At 70.3% G+C, this 17,415-nt stretch carries 16 protein-coding genes, 2 tRNA genes and 1 pseudogene; 12 read left to right on the plus strand and 7 right to left on the minus strand.

The annotated features are described in order from the left end of the window. Positions 1-56 precede the first annotated feature (56 nt). Entirely contained in the window at positions 57-533 is a 477-nt protein-coding gene (locus F0L46_RS20435; RefSeq protein WP_149821013.1) for a hypothetical protein, read from the plus strand. Here F0L46_RS20435 and F0L46_RS20440 read toward each other — a convergent pair. After that, on the minus strand, positions 530-1,162 hold the full coding sequence (locus tag F0L46_RS20440) for a MarC family protein (protein WP_149821015.1): 633 nt from the start codon (positions 1,160-1,162) through the stop codon (positions 530-532). The two genes, F0L46_RS20435 and F0L46_RS20440, sit on opposite strands and share 4 nt — an antisense overlap. Positions 1,163-1,649: 487 nt before the next feature. Between F0L46_RS20440 and gyrA the strand changes: the two genes are divergently transcribed. The 7 genes from gyrA to tgt all read left to right on the plus strand — a co-directional run bounded on the left by gyrA (position 1,650) and on the right by tgt (position 9,431). Then, positions 1,650-4,403, plus strand: a complete 2,754-nt coding sequence (gene gyrA, locus F0L46_RS20445) for a DNA gyrase subunit A (protein ID WP_149821017.1) — start codon at positions 1,650-1,652, stop codon at positions 4,401-4,403. Positions 4,404-4,714: 311 nt separating this feature from the next. Beyond that, positions 4,715-5,215: a pantetheine-phosphate adenylyltransferase gene (gene coaD, locus F0L46_RS20450; protein WP_149821019.1), complete on the plus strand. Its 501-nt coding sequence runs from the start codon at positions 4,715-4,717 to the stop codon at positions 5,213-5,215. A gap of 39 nt (positions 5,216-5,254) precedes the next feature. Then, on the plus strand, positions 5,255-5,815 hold the full coding sequence (locus F0L46_RS20455; protein ID WP_149821021.1) for a peptidylprolyl isomerase: 561 nt from the start codon (positions 5,255-5,257) through the stop codon (positions 5,813-5,815). After that, positions 5,812-6,402 (plus strand): UCP034077 family protein, encoded by a 591-nt coding sequence (locus tag F0L46_RS20460; RefSeq protein WP_149821023.1) that lies wholly within the window; start codon positions 5,812-5,814, stop codon positions 6,400-6,402. The genes F0L46_RS20455 and F0L46_RS20460 overlap by 4 nt, the downstream gene beginning before the upstream one ends. An 18-nt stretch (positions 6,403-6,420) precedes the next feature. Then, positions 6,421-6,885: a peptidylprolyl isomerase gene (locus F0L46_RS20465; protein ID WP_149821025.1), complete on the plus strand. Its 465-nt coding sequence runs from the start codon at positions 6,421-6,423 to the stop codon at positions 6,883-6,885. A 247-nt stretch (positions 6,886-7,132) separates the two neighbouring features. Beyond that, a complete protein-coding gene (gene queA, locus F0L46_RS20470; RefSeq protein ID WP_149821027.1) occupies positions 7,133-8,212 on the plus strand; it encodes a tRNA preQ1(34) S-adenosylmethionine ribosyltransferase-isomerase QueA in 1,080 nt (359 codons plus the stop codon). 61 nt (positions 8,213-8,273) lie between these two features. Further along, on the plus strand, positions 8,274-9,431 hold the full coding sequence (tgt, locus tag F0L46_RS20475) for a tRNA guanosine(34) transglycosylase Tgt (protein WP_149821029.1): 1,158 nt from the start codon (positions 8,274-8,276) through the stop codon (positions 9,429-9,431). 268 nt (positions 9,432-9,699) lie between these two features. On the opposite strand, the gene sseA is transcribed toward tgt, so the two are convergent. Continuing rightward, positions 9,700-10,545 (minus strand): 3-mercaptopyruvate sulfurtransferase, encoded by an 846-nt coding sequence (sseA, locus tag F0L46_RS20480; protein ID WP_149821031.1) that lies wholly within the window; start codon positions 10,543-10,545, stop codon positions 9,700-9,702. A gap of 21 nt (positions 10,546-10,566) precedes the next feature. After that, positions 10,567-11,274 carry an alanyl-tRNA editing protein gene (locus tag F0L46_RS20485; protein ID WP_149821033.1) on the minus strand — a complete coding sequence of 236 codons (708 nt, stop codon included), beginning with the start codon at positions 11,272-11,274 and terminating at the stop codon, positions 10,567-10,569. A 255-nt stretch (positions 11,275-11,529) separates the two neighbouring features. On the opposite strand from F0L46_RS20485, the gene F0L46_RS20490 reads away from it, so the two are divergent. After that, positions 11,530-12,189, plus strand: coding sequence for a ChrR family anti-sigma-E factor (locus F0L46_RS20490; protein ID WP_210247667.1), 660 nt, complete (start codon positions 11,530-11,532; stop codon positions 12,187-12,189). A gap of 230 nt (positions 12,190-12,419) precedes the next feature. Here the strand turns inward: F0L46_RS20490 and F0L46_RS20495 are convergent, their stop codons facing one another. The 4 genes from F0L46_RS20495 to F0L46_RS20510 form a co-directional block, all read right to left on the minus strand. Continuing rightward, complete coding sequence (locus tag F0L46_RS20495; protein ID WP_240540080.1) at positions 12,420-13,634, minus strand: SAM-dependent methyltransferase; 1,215 nt, start codon at positions 13,632-13,634, stop codon at positions 12,420-12,422. A gap of 93 nt (positions 13,635-13,727) precedes the next feature. Next, the gene (locus F0L46_RS20500) at positions 13,728-14,507 is read right to left on the minus strand and encodes a DUF1365 domain-containing protein (RefSeq protein ID WP_240540081.1); all 780 of its coding nucleotides are present in this window, start codon (positions 14,505-14,507) and stop codon (positions 13,728-13,730) included. Continuing rightward, on the minus strand, positions 14,504-15,772 hold the full coding sequence (locus F0L46_RS20505; protein ID WP_149821037.1) for an NAD(P)/FAD-dependent oxidoreductase: 1,269 nt from the start codon (positions 15,770-15,772) through the stop codon (positions 14,504-14,506). Before F0L46_RS20505 ends, F0L46_RS20500 begins: the two co-directional genes overlap by 4 nt. 100 nt (positions 15,773-15,872) lie before the next feature. Next, positions 15,873-15,947: transfer RNA gene (locus F0L46_RS20510), tRNA-Asn, on the minus strand. A 184-nt stretch (positions 15,948-16,131) separates the two neighbouring features. On the opposite strand from F0L46_RS20510, the gene F0L46_RS20515 reads away from it, so the two are divergent. The 3 genes and pseudogenes from F0L46_RS20515 to F0L46_RS26615 form a co-directional block, all read left to right on the plus strand. Then, positions 16,132-16,205: transfer RNA gene (locus tag F0L46_RS20515), tRNA-Cys, on the plus strand. Positions 16,206-16,346: 141 nt separating this feature from the next. After that, positions 16,347-17,018, plus strand: coding sequence for a protein-L-isoaspartate O-methyltransferase family protein (locus F0L46_RS20520; RefSeq protein WP_149821039.1), 672 nt, complete (start codon positions 16,347-16,349; stop codon positions 17,016-17,018). A 206-nt stretch (positions 17,019-17,224) separates the two neighbouring features. After that, positions 17,225-17,415 (plus strand): annotated as a pseudogene (locus F0L46_RS26615) (TolC family outer membrane protein); the annotation flags it as partial.

The following is a 17,415-nucleotide window of genomic DNA, read 5'->3' on the forward strand; positions in this document are numbered from 1 at the left end:
CCCACCCGGGAGAGGGGGCAACCGCCTCTTAACCACCGGGCCCCACACTTTCGCCCATGCTCCGCCGGGCCCTCATCCTGCTCCTCCTCGCCGCCTCGCCCGCCCTCGCGGCGCCGGCGCTCGACGGCTTGCCGAAGCGGGTGCAGGACGATCTCTGGGAGATGATCCGCGCCTGCAACGCCGCAGGCGGCCGGCCGGGGGATCCGATGCGGGCCCTCGAGGCGGTGGATCTCGACGGGGACGGCACGCCCGACCTCGTCCTCGACGAGGCGCGCTTCCCCTGCGCCGGGCTCAAAGCCGGCGCGCTGTGCCCGAGCGTCGGCTGCTCCACCTACGTGACCTTGAGCGACCGGGGGCGCTGGCGGCCCGCTCTCGACGTCGTGGGCGGCTACTGCATCGACCGGGCCGAGACGCCCGCCCGCTTCATGACCGTGCAAAAGCAGTATCTGGCGGATGGCGGCGGCTACATCCTCAACGTGCGCTACCGGTTCCGGAACGGGATGGCGTTCCAGGACGGGCGCGGTCGCTGCTAGGCCCGGCCCGTCAGGACCGTGACGCCGTCGACCACGAACTGAACCGCGAGGGCTGCGAGCAGCACCCCGAGCAGCCGCGTCAGCACCACGTTCCCCGTCACGCCGAGGAGCTTCGACACCCGCTCCGCGGCGAGGAAGACGGCGAAGCAGCAGGCGATGCCGAAGGCCAGCACGGTGACGAGGGTGAGGAGCGCCAGGGGGCGCCCGTCGGCGCGGCCCGCGAGGAGGATCATGGCCGTGATGGCGCCCGGGCCCGCCATGAGGGGAATGGCGAGCGGGAAGGCGGCGACGTTGCGGATGTGGTCGAGGGTGATGGCGACATCCGCCGTGTGCTGCTTTCGCTCGTTGCGCCGCTCGAACACCATCTCGAAGGCGATGTAGAACAGCAGAAGCCCGCCCGCGATGCGGAAGGCCGGCAGCCCGACCCCGAGGAGCCGCAGCAGCAGCTCGCCGCCGAAGCCGAAGAAGGCCAAGATTCCGAAGGCGAGCAGGCTCGCTCGCACCGCCACCCCCCGCCGCTGCTCCGCGTTCATGCCCCGGGTCACGGACAGGAAGATCGGTGCGAGGCCCGGCGGGTCGAGGGTCACGAGGATCGTGACAAGGGCTGCGGAGATGTAGTCGGGGGGCATCGGGGTCCTTCGGGCGGGTTGGCTCGGCTAGACCATATCGCGGCCCGGGAGGGAAGGGCGCTGCGTCCGCCTCCCCCCTTGTGGAGAGGGGCTAGGGGTGGGGGTCGGGACGCCATCCGCGGCCGGTGCAGGAGAGGGCTGTACGAGCGTGCGTGTTCCCTTCCTTCCCGCCAGTTCCGACTTTGCGACCCCCACCCCCAGCCCCTCCCCACAAGGGGGAGGGGAGAGGCACGTGTTTCGAATTTTTCCAGTTCTTTCACAGCCTTCACCAGGGAAACCTCACGCATCTGTGCAACTGTGTTCTGGCGCAATGCCGCAACGACCCGGAACCCTGTCCACGACCCGCAAAATCCCTTGAATTCCGGGCCTTTGAGGGCCATCTAAGGACCTCGACCACCTAGCGGATTCGGGTGCGCCCGGGGACCATCGGCCCCGCTGCCCCGCGCGGGCCTCGTTCCAGGGGCCGCGACGACCAGAAAGACCGACCTTGGCCGACAACGACCCCACCCGCCCGGGCGAGCTTCCGTCCTTCGGCGACATCAAGCCCATCTCCATCACCGACGAGATGCGCCGCTCCTACCTCGATTACGCGATGAGCGTGATCGTGAGCCGCGCGCTGCCCGACGTGCGCGACGGGCTCAAGCCGGTGCACCGGCGCATCCTGTTCTCGATGCACGAGAACAGCTACCTGCCCGAGCGGCCTTACGTGAAATGCGCCCGCGTCGTCGGCGACGTGATGGGTAAGTACCACCCGCACGGCGACGGCGCGATCTACGACGCGCTGGTGCGCATGGCGCAAGGGTTCTCCCTGCGCCTGCCGCTCATCGACGGCCAGGGCAATTTCGGCTCCGTCGACGGCGACCCGGCGGCGGCTATGCGCTACACCGAGTGCCGCATGGCGCGGCCGGCGGTGGCGCTCCTCGACGACATCGACAAGGACACGGTCGACTTCCAGCCGAACTACGACGGCAAGGAGCAGGAGCCCGTCGTCCTGCCGGCGCGCTTCCCCAACCTTCTCGTCAACGGCGCCGGCGGCATCGCGGTCGGCATGGCGACGAACATCCCGCCGCACAATCTCGGCGAGGTGATCGACGCCTGCACGGCCTATATCGACCGGCCCAACATCTCGATCGACGACCTCATCGAGATCGTGCCGGCGCCCGACTTTCCCACCGGCGGCCTGATCCTCGGACGCTCCGGCGCCCGCTCGGCCTATCACACGGGCCGCGGCTCCGTGGTGATGCGCGCCAAGAGCACGATCGAGACCCTGCGCAAGGAGCGCGAGGCGATCATCTTCACCGAGATCCCGTATCAGGTGAACAAGTCGACCCTCATCGAGCGCATCGCCGAGCTCGTGCGCGAGAAGCGGATCGAGGGCATCTCGGACCTGCGCGACGAGTCCGACCGCGACGGCATGCGCATCGTCGTCGAGCTCAAGCGCGACGCGGTGGCCGAGGTGGTGCTGAACCAGCTCTACCGCTACACGGCGCTGCAAAGCTCGTTCGGCGCCAACATGGTGGCGCTCAACGGCGGCAAGCCGGAGGTGATGAACCTCCGCGACATGATCGCCGCCTTCGTGGACTTCCGCGAGGAGGTGGTCAGCCGCCGCACGAAGTTCCTTCTCGGCAAGGCCCGCGAGCGCGCCCACATCCTGTGCGGGCTTGCCATCGCGGTCGCCAACATCGACGAGGTGATCCGCCTCATCCGAGCCGCGCCCGATCCCAACACGGCGCGCGAGGGGCTCATGGGTCGCGATTGGCCGGCGGGCGACATCGCGCCGCTCATCGCGCTCGTGGACGATCCGCGGCACCGGGTGGCCGAGGACGGTACCTACCGCCTGTCCGAGATCCAGGCCCGCGCCATCCTCGACCTGCGCCTCCAGCGCCTCACCGCGCTCGGTCGGGACGAGATCGGGGACGAGCTGCGCAAGCTCGCGGCCGAGATCTCCGACTATCTCGAGATCCTGCGGTCGCGCGAGCGCATCATGGGGATCATCAAGTCCGAGTTGAGCGCCATCCGCGAAGCCTTTGCGACGCCTCGCAAAACGATCATCCAGGACTACGACTCGGACGTCGACGACGAGGACCTGATCCAGCGCGAGGACATGGTCGTCACAGTCTCGCACGCGGGCTACATCAAGCGTGTGCCGCTCTCGACCTACCGGGCCCAGCGCCGCGGCGGCAAGGGCCGCGCCGGCATGGTGACCCGGGACGAGGATTTCGTGACCCGGCTCTTCGTGGCCAACACCCACACGCCGGTCCTGTTCTTCTCCTCCCGCGGTCAGGCCTACAAGGAGAAGGTCTGGCGCCTGCCGTTGGCTGCTCCCAATGCCAAGGGCAAGGCGCTCGTCAACATGCTGCCGCTCCAGGCGGGCGAGCGCATCACGACGATCATGCCGCTCACCGAGGACGAGGCGTCCTGGGACAAGCTCGACGTCATGTTCGCCACGAAGTCCGGCAACGTGCGCCGCAACAAGCTGTCCGACTTCGTCCAGGTGAACCGCGCCGGCAAGATCGCGATGAAGCTCGACGAGGGCGACGAGATCGTCGACGTGCAGATCTGCTCGGAGGACGACGACGTGCTCCTCACCACGGCGGGCGGGCAGTGCATCCGCTTCGCGGTGCCGGAGGTCCGTGTGTTCAAGGGCCGCGATTCCACCGGCGTGCGGGGCATCTCGCTCGCCAAGGACGACCGGGTGATCTCGCTTGCCATCCTGCGCCACTTCGAGGCGGACGGCGAGGAGCGCGCGGCCTATCTCAAGGCCGCCGCCGCCGCGCGCCGCGCCGAGACGGGCGAGGAAGCGAACGGCAACGGCGGGGCCGACGAGGCGCTGGTCGAGGCCGAGGAGGTGGTGCCCGCGGGCTATCTCGCGCCCGAGCGCCAGATCGCGATGAGCGGCGCCGAGCAGTTCGTTCTCACCCTGTCGGAGAACGGCTACGGCAAGCGCAGCTCCTCCTTCGAGTACCGGATCACCGGGCGCGGCGGAAAGGGAATCGTCGCCATGGCGGTCAACGACCGCAATGGCCGCCTCGTGGGCTCGTTCCCGGTGGGGCATGACGACCAGATCATGCTCATCACCAATGCGGGCCAGACGATCCGCGTGCCCGTCCACGACATCCGCATCGTCGGACGCGGCTCCCAGGGGGTCACCGTGTTCGACACGGCCGACGGCGAGCGGGTCGTCTCGGTGGAGCATATCGAGGGCGACGAGGCCGTTGATGGCGCGGAGGAGGGGGCGTAGGCCTCCCGGCTCTCCCCTCTCCCGAATGGGAGAGGGGTCGGGGGTGAGGGTGCGCGGCCGATCGCGTCGCGAGCCCGCGCCGCCTCTCAACCGTGATCGCCGGCCTCATCCTGAGCCCGTGGAAAGACAAGCCCGGCCTTTACAAGGGGAAGTGCAGGAGCGAGTCCCTAGCCTGGCCACCCTCACCCCCTGGCCCTTCGTGCATCCCTCTCCCATCCGGGAGAGGGGAGATTGCCAGCCTTCCCTTGCCCCGCTAACCCTTGGCCTCCCGGAATCACCGGATCCTGTGATCCTGCGACGCCAAAGGCTCCATGACCCGTACCGCCCTCTACACGGGATCCTTTGATCCCGTGACCACAGGACACCTCGACGTGATCGCGGCCGCGTGCCGGTTCGTCGACCGTCTGGTGATCGGCATCGGGGTTCATCCGGGCAAGACGCCCCTGTTCTCCCCCGACGAGAAGGCGGCTCTGCTCGCGGAGGTCTGCGCGCCGATCGCCGCCGGGACCGGGGCGCGGATCGAGACCGCCACCTTCTCGGGCCTTGCCGTCGATGCGGCCCGCGAGCACGGCGCGACGCTCATCGTGCGGGGCCTGCGCGACGGCACCGACCTCGACTACGAGATGCAGATGGCGGGCATGAACGGCACCATGGCCCCCGGGATCCAGACCGTCTTCCTTCCCGCGAGCCCCGGCGTCCGCCACGTGACGGCCACGCTGGTGCGTCAGATCGCTGCCATGGGCGGGGACGTGACCCCGTTCGCGCCGCCGCGCGTTGTCGAGGCGCTGCGACAGAAATACGCGAAGGGCTAGAGGCCCCGTCACACGATCATCGGATCACAGGAGACCAGGATGAAACACGCCTTTGCCGTTGCCCTGATTGGACTTGCGCTCGCCAGCCCCGTGGCGGCCCAGACCTCGGCGCCCGCCGCCGACCCGCAGAACACCGTCTACCTCGAGACGCCGCACGGCCGCGTCACCATCCGCCTGCGGCCCGACCTCGCGCCCAAGCACGTGGCGCAGATCAAGGAGCTGACGAAGCGCGGCTACTACAACAACGTGCCGTTCCACCGCGTCATCCCCGGCTTCATGGCCCAGACCGGCGACGGCCAGCGCGGCGACGGCACGGGCAAGTCCGACCTGCCGAACATCCCGGCCGAGTTCACGAAGGAGCCCTTCAAGGTGGGCTCGGTGGGCATGGCGCGGGCGCAGGATCCGAACTCCGCCAATTCCCAGTTCTTCGTCTGCTTCGAGGGCTGCGGCTCGCTCACGGGCCAGTACACGATCGTGGGCGACGTGACAGGCGGCATGGAGGCGGTGCGCAAGATCAAGGCGGGCACGGCGGCGAACAACGGCTCCGTGTCGCAGCCCGACCGCATCGTGAAGATGCAGCTCGCCGCCGACGCGAAGTGATCGCAGGCGGGCGCTGTTCCCGGCGCCAGGGCCTCGCCGTCCTGGCGCTTCTCGGCCTGAGCGGGCCGGCTCTGGGGCAGGCGCGCCTGCCCTTACCGGATCTGCAGACGGTCGAGCCGTTTCGCGGCACGGCGCATCCGCGCATCGACGAGCTCACCACCGCGCACCCGCCGCTCTGGCGGCAGGACGATCTGCGCGAACCCGACCTCAGCCGCCCGCGACGGTCGCTGCGGACGCTGCCGGGCACCCTGATCGGGACGGTGCGGGCGTCCGACCGCCCCGCGACGGGCCCGGTCGACCGTATCCCTGCCCTCTATGCGGCGCTGCGCGCCTGCTGGAAGCTGCCCATGGGCGCGGACCGGCTCGAGACCACCGTCCGCGTCGCCTTCCGCCGGGACGGGCGGGTGGTCGGCGAGCCGAGGGTCACCTACCGCAGTCCCGGCCCGGAGGGCGCGCGGGAGACCTTGAGCCGCTCCGTCGTCGCGGCGGTGAACGATTGCCCCTCGCTTGCATTCAGCCCCTCGTTCGGCCAAGCCATCGCCGGACGACCCGTCGCGATCCGCTTCGTCGACGATCGCACACCATAACGCCCCAAGGAGACCACCATGGCCGATCCGGAGAACACCCTCGTCCTCGAGACCACAAAGGGCCGCGTCGTCATCGAGCTTCGCCCCGATCTCGCCCCCGGCCACGTGGAGCGCATCAAGACGCTCGCTGGCCAGGGCTTCTATGACGGCATCAAGTTCCACCGCGTGATCGAGGGCTTCATGGCCCAGACCGGCTGCCCCAAGGGCACCGGCACCGGCGGCTCGGACATGCCCGACCTCAAGGCCGAGTTCAACGCCGAGCCTCACGTGCGCGGCACCTGCTCGATGGCCCGCACCAACATGCCGAACTCGGCCAACTCGCAGTTCTTCATCTGCTTCGACGACGCGCGCTTCCTCGACCGCCAGTACACGGTGTGGGGCAAGGTCGTGGAGGGCATGGAGAACGTCGACAAGCTCGCCCGCGGCGAGCCCCCGCGCGAGGCCGACAAGATCGTGTCGATGAAGGTCGGCGCCGCGGCTTAACAGCCACTTCTCCCCGCCCTCATCCTGAGCAGCGCCCGCAGGGCGCCTCTTGAAGCAGCGGGGAGAGGGCATCAGGCCCCCTTGCCGGGGCCTACAGCTAAGGGCGGCAGCCCGAAGGTGAGGGGGCATGTCGGGGTGGGGCGCCGTCCTGAGACACCCCCTCGCCCTCGCTCACTCACATTCGCTCGCCGCACCTGCCGTTCCGCAGGTGCGGCCCTCTCCCCGCAGGCGGGGAGAGGAGGGACCCATGCGCGTCGACCTTTTCGATTTCCACCTGCCCGAGGACCGGATCGCCCTGCGGCCGGCGAGCCCGCGCGACGCCGCGCGCATGCTCGTGGTGCGTCCGGGCGAGGGGCTCGAGGACCGGACGGTCCGCGATCTGCCGGATCTCCTCGATCCCCACGACGTCCTCGTCCTCAACGACACCAAGGTGATCCCGGCCCGCCTCTACGGCCTGCGGGCGCGGGGCGAGGCCACGGCGCGGGTGGAGATCATGCTCCACAAGCGCGAAGGGCTCGACCGCTGGCGCGCCTTCGCCCGGCCCGCTAAGCGCCTCCAGCCCGGCGACCGCATCCGCTTCGGCGAGGACGCGGAGAGCACCGCGTGCGAGCTCGTGCGCCTCGATGCCGAGGTGGAGGAGCGAGGGGAGGGCGGCGAGGTGCTGCTGCGCTTCGCGCTCCAGGGCCCCTATCTCGACGAGGCTATCGTGCGGCTCGGCGAGCTGCCGCTCCCGCCCTACATCCAGGCCAAGCGCGGCGGCGCCGACGAGCGCGACCGGGCCGACTATCAAACGATCTACGCCCGCGACGAGGGGGCGGTGGCGGCGCCGACCGCCGGCCTGCACTTCACCGACGAGCTGTTCGCCCGCCTCGACGCGCGCGGCATCGCCCGGCACTTCGTGACGCTTCATGTGGGCGCCGGCACCTTCCTGCCCGTGAAGGCGGAGGACACCGCCGAGCACCGGATGCATGCCGAATGGGGGACGATCCCGGCCCGCGTCGCGGACGCGCTCAACGCCGCGCGGGCGCGCGGCGGCCGCATCGTCGCGGTGGGGACCACCTCCATGCGCCTCCTTGAAAGCGCGGCGGCGGAGGACGGGACGATCCAGCCCTTCTCCGGCGACACCGACATCTTCATCACGCCGGGCTACCGCTTCCGGGCCGTCGACGCCCTGATGACGAACTTCCACCTGCCCCGTTCGACCCTGTTCATGCTGGTGAGCGCGTTCTCGGGCCTGGAGACGATGCGGGCGGCCTATGATCATGCGATCACAGGAGGCTACCGGTTCTACTCGTACGGGGATTCGAGCCTGCTGTTCCGGGCATAGCCATCTCGCCCCTCGGCGCGGGGAGAGGCGTAAAGGGATCCCCTGATCCAAGGACACCAGGATGACCGATCATTTCAGCTTCACGGTCAACGCCACGGACGGTGCGGCGCGCACCGGCGAGATCCGCATGCCCCGCGGGGTCATCCGGACCCCTGCCTTCATGCCGGTGGGCACGGCCGCGACCGTGAAGGCGATGTATCCCGAGCAGGTGAAGGCGCTCGGCGCCGACGTGGTGCTCGGCAACGTCTATCACCTGATGCTGCGCCCCGGCGCCGAGCGCGTGGCCAGCCTCGGCGGCCTGCACGCCTTCATGAACTGGCCCTACCCGATCCTCACCGATTCCGGGGGCTTCCAGGTCATGTCGCTCTCGGCCCTTCGCAAGATCGACGAGGAGGGGGTCACCTTCCAGTCGCACATCGACGGCTCGACCCATTCGCTGACTCCTGAGCGCTCCATCGAGATCCAGGGCCTGCTCGGCTCCGACATTCAAATGCAGCTCGACGAATGCGTGAAGCTGCCGAACAGCGAGGAAGCGGTCGAGAAGGCCATGCGCCTGTCCCTACGCTGGGCCGAGCGCTGCCGCGTGGCCTTCGGCGAGCAGCCGGGCCGGGCGATGTTCGGCATCGTGCAGGGCGGGGCCGTGGAGCGGCTTCGCGTCGAGAGCGCGCGGGCGCTGGTGGACCTCGACCTCAAGGGCTACGCAATCGGTGGCCTGGCGGTCGGCGAGCCGCAGGAGGTCATGCTGCGGATGATCGAGACCGTCGAGCCGCACCTGCCCCGCGAGAAGCCGCGCTATCTCATGGGGGTAGGCACGCCCGACGACATCGTGGAGTCCGTGCGCCGGGGCGTCGACATGTTCGACTGCGTCATGCCCACCCGCGCCGGCCGCCACGGCACCGCCTATACCCGCTTCGGACGCCTGAACCTCAAGAACGCCAAATGGGCCGACGATCCCACGCCCCTCGACCCGGCGAGCGCCTGCGAGGCGACGAGATCCTACTCGAAGGCCTACCTGCATCACCTTGTCCGCTCGCAGGAAATCCTCGGCATGATGCTGCTCACCTGGAGCAATCTCGCCTATTACCAGGAGCTCATGGCGGGCCTGCGCAAGGCCATCGCCGAGAAACGGCTGGAGGATTTCGTGGCCGAGACGAAGGAAGGCTGGGCCCGTGGCGTGCGCGACGGTGAGGCCGAGCCGGTGGGGAAGGTGGAGAGCTGACACCCCTCTCCCAGGGGGAGAGGGGCCGGGGGTGAGGGGGTACCATGGGGATCCAGCGGTCTCCCACCGCCGCTCCCACCCTGCAACCTCATCCTGAGGTGCGAGCGGAGCGAGCCTCGAAGGGCGCTCCAGAGGTCTCCGGACGGCTGTGGCAGCGTGGGTGCGTGCTTCGAGACGCGCTCTTCGAGCGCTCCTCAGCATGAGGGGAGACAGCTGGATCCCCGTGGTACCCCCTCACCTCCGGCTCCTCTCCCCTGGTAGAGGGGAGTCAGGTGCCCCTTGCGATCTCCGTATCGTCCCGGCTCGCCCACTCCGTCCACGACCCGTCATACAGCGCCTTGGCGGGCTTCCCGACGGTCTCCAGGGCGGCTGTGAGGATGGCGGCGGTGACGCCGGAGCCGCAGGTGGTGATCACCGGGCGCGCGAGGTCGACGCCGGCCTCCGTCAGCGCGGCGCGGATCGCCTCGGGGCTCTTGAGGCGGCCGTTCTCGATGATGGCCGTCGCTGGGAGGTTCAGGGCGCCGGGCATGTGGCCGGAGGAGAGACCCGGGCGTGGCTCGGGCGCCTCGCCCCGGAAACGCTCGGCCGGGCGGGCGTCGAGGAGCTGCGCGGACCCTGAGGCGAGGGCCCGGCGCACGTCCGTGAGGTCCGCGACCGCGCCGTGGTCGAGGCGCGCGGTGAAGTGGCGGCGGGCGCGGGGCCGCTGCGGGCCTTCCTCGACCGGGAGCCCCGCTTCGCGCCAGGCCGGAAGGCCGCCCTCCAGGATGCGCACGTCGCGGGTCCCGAAGGTGCGGAAGGTCCACCAGACGCGCGGGGCCGAGAACAGGCCTGCTCCGTCATAGATCACGATGGTCTGCCCGTCGCCGATGCCCAGCGCCCGCATCGCCGAGGCGAAGGCCTCCGGGCTCGGGAGCATGTGGGGCAGGGGCGACGCGGTATCCTTCACCGTGTCGATGTCGAAGCGCACGGCGCCGGGGATGTGACCCGCGAGGTACTCGGCCTCGGGGTCGCGGTTCTGCGCGGGCAGGTACCAGGAACCGTCGACCACCACGATGTCGGGGGCGGCGAGGCGCTCGGCGAGCCAGTCGGTCGAGACGAAGGGGGGCGTCGTCACGGGCGGTCTCCCAGGTGGGTGTCAGGCGAGCGCGATCCGCACGCGGCGGTTCTGCTTACCCTTCTTCTCGATGTCGGTGACCGTCACGGCGCCGATCTCGCCGGTGCGGCGCACATGCGTGCCGCCGCAGGGCTGGAGGTCGATGCCCTCGATGGCGACGAGGCGCACCCGGCCCGAGCCGCGGGGCGGCTTCACGGACATGGTCTTCACGAGGCCCGGATTGGCGTCGAGCTCCTCGTCGGTGATCCAGCGGTCGGTGACGGGGGCGTCGCGGGCGATCAGGGCGTTGAGCCGTTCCGCGATGTCCGCCTTGTCGAGGCCCGCGTCGGGGATGTCGAAGTCCAGCCGCCCGTCGCCCTCACCGATGGCGCCGCCGGTCACGGGGTAGGGCAGGACGACGCTGAGGAGGTGCAGCGCCGTGTGGATGCGCATGCGCGGCAGGCGCCTCGCCCAGTCGATCCGCGCCACGACCCGATCCCCCGGCTCGACCGTCGGGGAGCCCTCGGCCGGCACGTGGGCGATCGCCTTGCGGTCCTCGCCATAGACGGTGTTGAGGACCGGGATCTCGCGCCCGTCGGAGAGGACGATGGTGCCGGCGTCCCCGGGCTGCCCGCCGCCCTGCGCGTAGAACACCGTCCGGTCGAGGACGATCCCGCGGTCCGTCACGGCCACGACCTCCGCCGGGGTCTCGATCAGATAGGCGTCCTGGCGGAAGAGGGGCTCTGTCATCGTCGCGTCCCGGCACGTGGAGGGGAGGGCGACCGTAAAGGCGGGCCGGGCGGCCTGGCAAGCCGCAGAGCGAGCCCTCCGCTCGCGCAGGTGCGGTATCGGTACGCGATTCTGCTGACTTGATCCGCGCGGTCCGATCTTCATGTTTCCCGTTGTCACATCCCTTGAAAACGCGTGATCCGAGACAGGTTGCGCTTCGTAAGCAGGGGGTGATGTCTCGATGTCGGCGCCCGGCGCCGAGCCAGGTTAGGATCAGTGACCAGCCACCCGCTCGCCATGCCGCACGGCCATGCGCTCGACGCGCTCCTCGCAGGCTATGCCTGCGGGCTGCTCAGCGCGCCGCTGCACACCCTGGTGGCGAGCCATCTCGCGATCTCGCCGAAGAACCGCGCCTTCGTCTCGAACCTCGAGACCGCCAACGGCTCCGCCCTCGCCGAGCTCTCGCCCGCCCCGGTGCGCGACCGCGAGGCCCGCCTGAACGCCATCTTCGAGCAGGACGTGGACGAGCCGATCCGCCGGCGGGTCACCGGCGACGCCCTCGTGCCGGCGCCGCTGGCGCGCTATCTTGGCATGGACCTCGGCGCGGTGCCGTGGCGAACCCTGATGCCCGGCGTGAAGGAGTTTCGCGCGGAGGGCAGCATGAAGGCCGGCGCGACGCTCTACTGGATCAGGGCCGGCCGCCGCATGCCGGCCCATACGCACGAGGGCTCCGAATATACCCTCGTCCTCCAGGGCGCGTTCTCGGACGTCGCCGGTCGCTATGAGCGCGGCGACATCGCGATCGGCGACGACGAGCTCGACCATTGCCCCACCGCCGATGCGTCCGCCGATTGCCTGTGCTTCGCCGTGACCGACGCGCCGCTCCGGCTGACGGGCCCCATCGGCCGGATCGTGCAGCGCTTCATCGGGACGTGAGAAGCTGACCCCAAAGGGGCCGGTTTTCCCACCCTCCGTCCTCGTCCTGAGGCACCCGCCGCAGGTGGGCCTCGCAGGGCGCTTCAGGGATCTCCTCCGGCTCACGCCTGTGGTGCGTGCTTCGAGGCTCGCTGCGCGCGCCTCAGGATGAGGGCGGATAGGGCATACGGGTTCTAAACCAGGGCCACAGAAATCCGGCCCAACCTATTGCGTTGTAACGGAGCGCCCGTTTAGCCCCGTTCCAGCACGATCTGCCGCACGTCGATCGTCCCCGTCCGGAAGCCCGCCTCGCAATAGGCGAGGTAATAGTCCCACTTGCGCCGGAAGCGCTCGTCGAAGCGCCCGCCCGCGATCTCCGGCCAGGCGTCCCGGAAGCGCTCGCGCCAGGCGGCGATCGTGCGGGCATAGTCGGCGCCGAACACCCGCTCGCTGCGGCGCGCGAAGCCGGAGCCGCGCTCCAGCTCCGCCAGCACGGCCGGGCTCGGCAGCATGCCGCCGGGAAAGACCGAGCGGCGGATGAAGCCGTGCTCCCGGCGATAGGCCGGGAAGAGGTCGTCGCGCACGGTGATGGCCTGCAGGCCCGCTCGCCCGCCCGGGGCGAGACGGTCGCGGAGGGTCTCGAAGAACGCGGGCCAATGGGCCTCGCCGACCGCCTCGATCATCTCGATCGCGATGACGCGGTCGAAGGTGCCCCGCGCGTCGCGGTAGTCCTGCCGGCGGATCTCGACCCGGTCGGCAAGGCCCTCCGCCGCGACGCGCGCCGCCGCGTGGCTCGCCTGCTCGGCCGAGACCGTGAGCGCCGTCACCCGGCATCCGATCTCGCGCGCCGCGAAGGCCGCGAACCCGCCCCAGCCGCAGCCGATCTCGAGAACTTGGTGATCTTGGGCGATGCCGGTCGCCTCGGCGAGAACCCGGTACTTGCGGATCTGCGCCGCCTCCAGATCGTCGCCCGGCCCGAACATCGCGGCCGAGTAGGTCATCGTCGGATCGAGCCAGGCGGCGTAGAAGGCGTTGCCGAGATCGTAATGCGCCGAGGCATTGCGCCGGGCCCGCGAGCGGGTGTTGCGGTTAAGAAGGGCGCGCAGAAGGCCGAGCAGGCGCGCGGCGAGCCCGCCGGGCATGGCCGCCTCGACGGCCGCGCGGTTGAGGGCCAGAAGCTCGATGAGGCCCGTGAGATCGGGCGAATCCCAGTCCCCCGCGATGTGGCTTTCGGCGAAGCCGACATCGCCGCCGAGCGCCAGGCGCCGGGCGAAGGCGTTCGGCGCGTTCAGGACGAGCACCGCCGCGGGGCCCGGCTCCAACCCTTCGAGCCGCAGGATGCGCCCGTCCGGGAGCCCGAGATCGAGCGTCCCGAAGCGCAGATGGGCCGCGATCCGCATGAACCCGCGCAGGGCAGGGGGAACGGCGCGTAACGGGATCCCGCTATCGGGGGATACGGGGATCACGGGATCCAAGGATGAAGGGACCGGCATGGGGACAGGTCTAGAGGATTCTGCCCGGATGTGAATTGCAGGAGGCGCGCCTGCGACCACCGGCCGTCATGGCAGGCGTGCGCACGCGCGGGATGGGCGGCGATGGATCTTCACGCCCTTCGCCCAGAGCCGCAGGGCCTCGAAGCGGATCGCGGCGATCACCTTGAGGGTCATGAAGGGCGCCCGGAGGCAGGCGGCGAGGATCCCCCGGGTGTCGAGCGCGCAACGCTCCCCGCGGAACGCGGCCACGAGGAGCGGCCCGTCCCGGTCGCGCTCTAGGATGTGGACCCGCACCCGCCGGTCGGGCCCGGCGATCCGGAAGCGGTAGGTCCCCTCGGCCGGCACGAAGGGCGAGACGTGGAAGGCCTTCTCCGCCTGGTGGCGCAGGCCCGTCTCGTCGAGCTCGCCCGGGCGGATCGCTATTGCATAGGCGTGCCGTTCCCCGAAGGTGTTGCGCACCTCGTGCACGATGCCGGCGAGACGCCCGGCGGCGTCCTCGGCGAAATAAATGGAGAGCGGGTTGAAGCCTACGCCGAGGACGCGCGGATAGCACAGGAGCCTGATGCGCCCGCCCGCGACGTCCGCGCCCTTCGCCCGCAGCAGGGCCTCGACGTGATCGCGCAGCGCGATCCGGCCGAGCGCGCCGTGATCGTCGGGATGGAAGCTCAGGAGGTTGAACCGCCCGACGGAAAAGAGCGGCGTCATCCGATCCGCGTCCGCGAGGCGGTCGATGTCGACGAGGAGGGAGAACACCCGATAGGCGAACCGATGGGGCACCGGCCGCAAGCGGGCATGCATGACCTCGCCGCGATAGAGAGCCGCCGCAGGCTCGAGCTCCTCGCTCATTCGGCCGCCTCCGACCGGGGGCTTGCCCGCCATGGCACTCTCGCGCCCAAGGCCTCGGCCGCGTCGAGCCCCGAGCGCACGCCGTCCTCGTGGAAGCCGTAGCCCGTCCAGGCGCCGCAGAACCAGGTGCGACGCCGGGCCTGGATGCTGCCGAGGCGCGCCTGCGCCGCGACGGCGCCCGCGTCGAGCTGCGGGTGGCTCAGGCGGAAGCGGGCCAGGGTCCGGGCTTCGGCGGGCAGGCGTGGCGGATCGAGGCTCACGAAGAGCGGGGTCGCCGGATCGATCCCCTGGAGCGCGTTCATCCAGTAGGTGACGGCGGGACCGCCGTCCGGGCCGGGTCGGTCGAGGATCGTCCAGGCGGCCCAGGCGTCGCGCCGATTCGGCATCAGGCTCTCGTCCCGGTGCAGGATGACGTCCGCCGGGCGAAATCGGATGGCGCCGAGAACCGCACGCTCCGCCTCGTCCGCGTCGGCGAGGAGCGCGAGGGCCTCGTCGGGGTGGCAGGCCAGCACGAGAGCGTCGAAACGGTCGGCGGCCCCGGACGCGTCGGTGACGGTGACACAGAGGTCGTGGCGCTCGATCCGCGCGGCGCCGGGGCGGACGGCGTGCCGCCAGGGTGCCGCGAGCCGCTCGACATAGGCCCGGCTGCCCCCAGTGATCGTGCGCCAGGCGGGGCGCCTCAGGCGGAGCAGCCGGTGATTGTCGAAGAACGCCACGAAGGTGCGGGCCGGGATCCCGAGCACCGTGCCGCCCGGCATCGACCAGATCGCCGAGGCGAGGGCGACCAGGTAGTCGTCGCGAAAGCGCGCCGAGAGCCCGAGGGCCGCGGCGTAGTCCCCGAGCGTCATGCGGCCGAGCCGCCCGGACCCGAGATCCCGGCCCGCCGCATGGTTGAAGCGCAGCCAATCGCCGACGAGGCGCAGGAGCTGTGCGGCTCCGCCCCCTGGCAGAGGCAGACGTCCGCGGCTCGTCCAGACCACGCCGCCGTCGGCGCGCGCGAGGCAGAAGCTCATGTCGGCCCGCTTCGTCGCCACGCCCAGATGGGCGAGAAGCCGGGTGAAGTCGGGATAGGTGTCCTCGTTGTAGACGATGAAGCCGGCGTCGACGGGGATGGCGGCGGAGCCGAGCGCGACGTCCACCGTGAGGGCATGCCCGCCGAGCCGCGCCTCGCGCTCGTAGACGATCACCTCATGGCGCGAGCCAGTGGCCAGCGCCCAGGCTGCCGCATTGCCGGCGATGCCCGAACCGATCACGGCAACCCGCATCCCAGCCCCCGAAGTCGCCGTGATTGTACATCCGGCAGCCGGGTTGTCCGCCAGCCTTTCGGCTAGGTGTCAGCACGATCGAAGGATGCGGAGGAAGAGGTGGCTCCGGCGGTAGGATTCGAACCTACGACCAACGGATTAACAGTCCGCTGCGCTACCGCTGCGCCACGCCGGAATAGCCGACCTTCGTCGGCCGACGGGAGGCGGAGCCGGCCGCCCCGTCGGGAGAACGGCGATATATCGGGGGATCGGACCGGATGCAAGTCCCTTCGTGCGTTCGGGAGGGCGTCCGATCCCGGTTGCCCTGCCGGGACGCCTCTGTTAGAGAGCGCTCTCCGCCAAGGCGGAGCTCCGGTCGAGGCCTCGTGGCGGAGTGGTTACGCAGAGGACTGCAAATCCTTGCACCCCGGTTCGATTCCGGGCGAGGCCTCCACTTCCCCTCCCAGGTTCGGCAAGTCGCGCGGGGCGCCGGGATCCGGCGCGGGCCCGATCCCTGAGCCGCTTGCCTTTTCGTCGGGCTTCCACCAAAACCCCGGCACTTCGCGCTTCCTGACGGGCTGGACGAGGCTGACCGATGACCGATTTCGCGCGCGTGCGCCGCGCCATGGTGGACAACCAGCTACGCACCTACGACATCACGGACATCGAGGTCCTCTCCGCGATGAATCAGGTGCCGCGGGAGTTGTTCGTGCCCAAGGGGCGCGAGATGCTCGCCTATAGCGATCAGCCTCTCGTGGTGGGCGACGCGGGCACCGAGGGCCCGCGGGTGATGCTCGCCCCGATGGTTCTGGCGCGGCTGCTGCAGAATCTTCAGGTCGGCCCGGGAACGCGCGTTCTGGACCTGGCTGGTGGCCTGGGCTACTCGGCGGCCGTGATGGCCAGCATGGGCGCGCGGGTCGTGGCGCTCGAATCGAGCGAGGCCCTCGCCGACCAGGCACGCCAGAACCTCGCGCGGCTCGGTCATCCTGACGTCGAGGTCGTGGTAGGACCGCTGAAGCACGGCGCGCCGGACAAGGCCCCCTTCGACGTGATCCTCATCAACGGCACGATCCAGCAGCGCCCCGACGCGGTGCTGGATCAGCTTGTCGACGAGGGTCGCCTCGGTTGCATCGAGGGGCCCGGCAACCGGGCGAGCCGCGCCACCCTCTACGTCCGCGCGGGCAAGATCTACAGCTCTCGCCCGCTGTTCGACGCGGCGGCGCCCGTCCTCACGCCCTTCCGCGACGAGCCGGGCTTCGTTTTCTAGCGGCATCGCGGGGAGCGCACGGGCCATCCGCCCCGGCCGGCGGGTGGCGCAAAAAGGTGACACTTTCCCGCGACGTGCACCCCCGGACGGCTCCGGACATTGCCGTTTCACCCCCAGCCGGTATTGTCCGGCTCGAACGCTGACCGTGCTTCGCGGAGAACGAGTCGGCGATAATCCCAGTGACCGCGGCAAAACGGATCAGGTAGGTGAGCGTGACACAGCGGCGATCCGCGGGGCGGAGCTTCCTCGTCAGCACCCTTGCTGCTTCGGCCCTTCTGGCCGCGCAGGGCGGCGTCTCGGCCGAGACGGTGGAGGGGGCTTTGGCGGAGGCGTATGCCGGGAGGCCGACGGGGGACGCGCAGCGCGCCAACCAGCGCGGGGTGGAGGAGAACGTGCC

This window comes from Salinarimonas soli, from assembly GCF_008386575.1.
GTDB lineage: Bacteria > Pseudomonadota > Alphaproteobacteria > Rhizobiales > Beijerinckiaceae > Salinarimonas_A > Salinarimonas_A soli.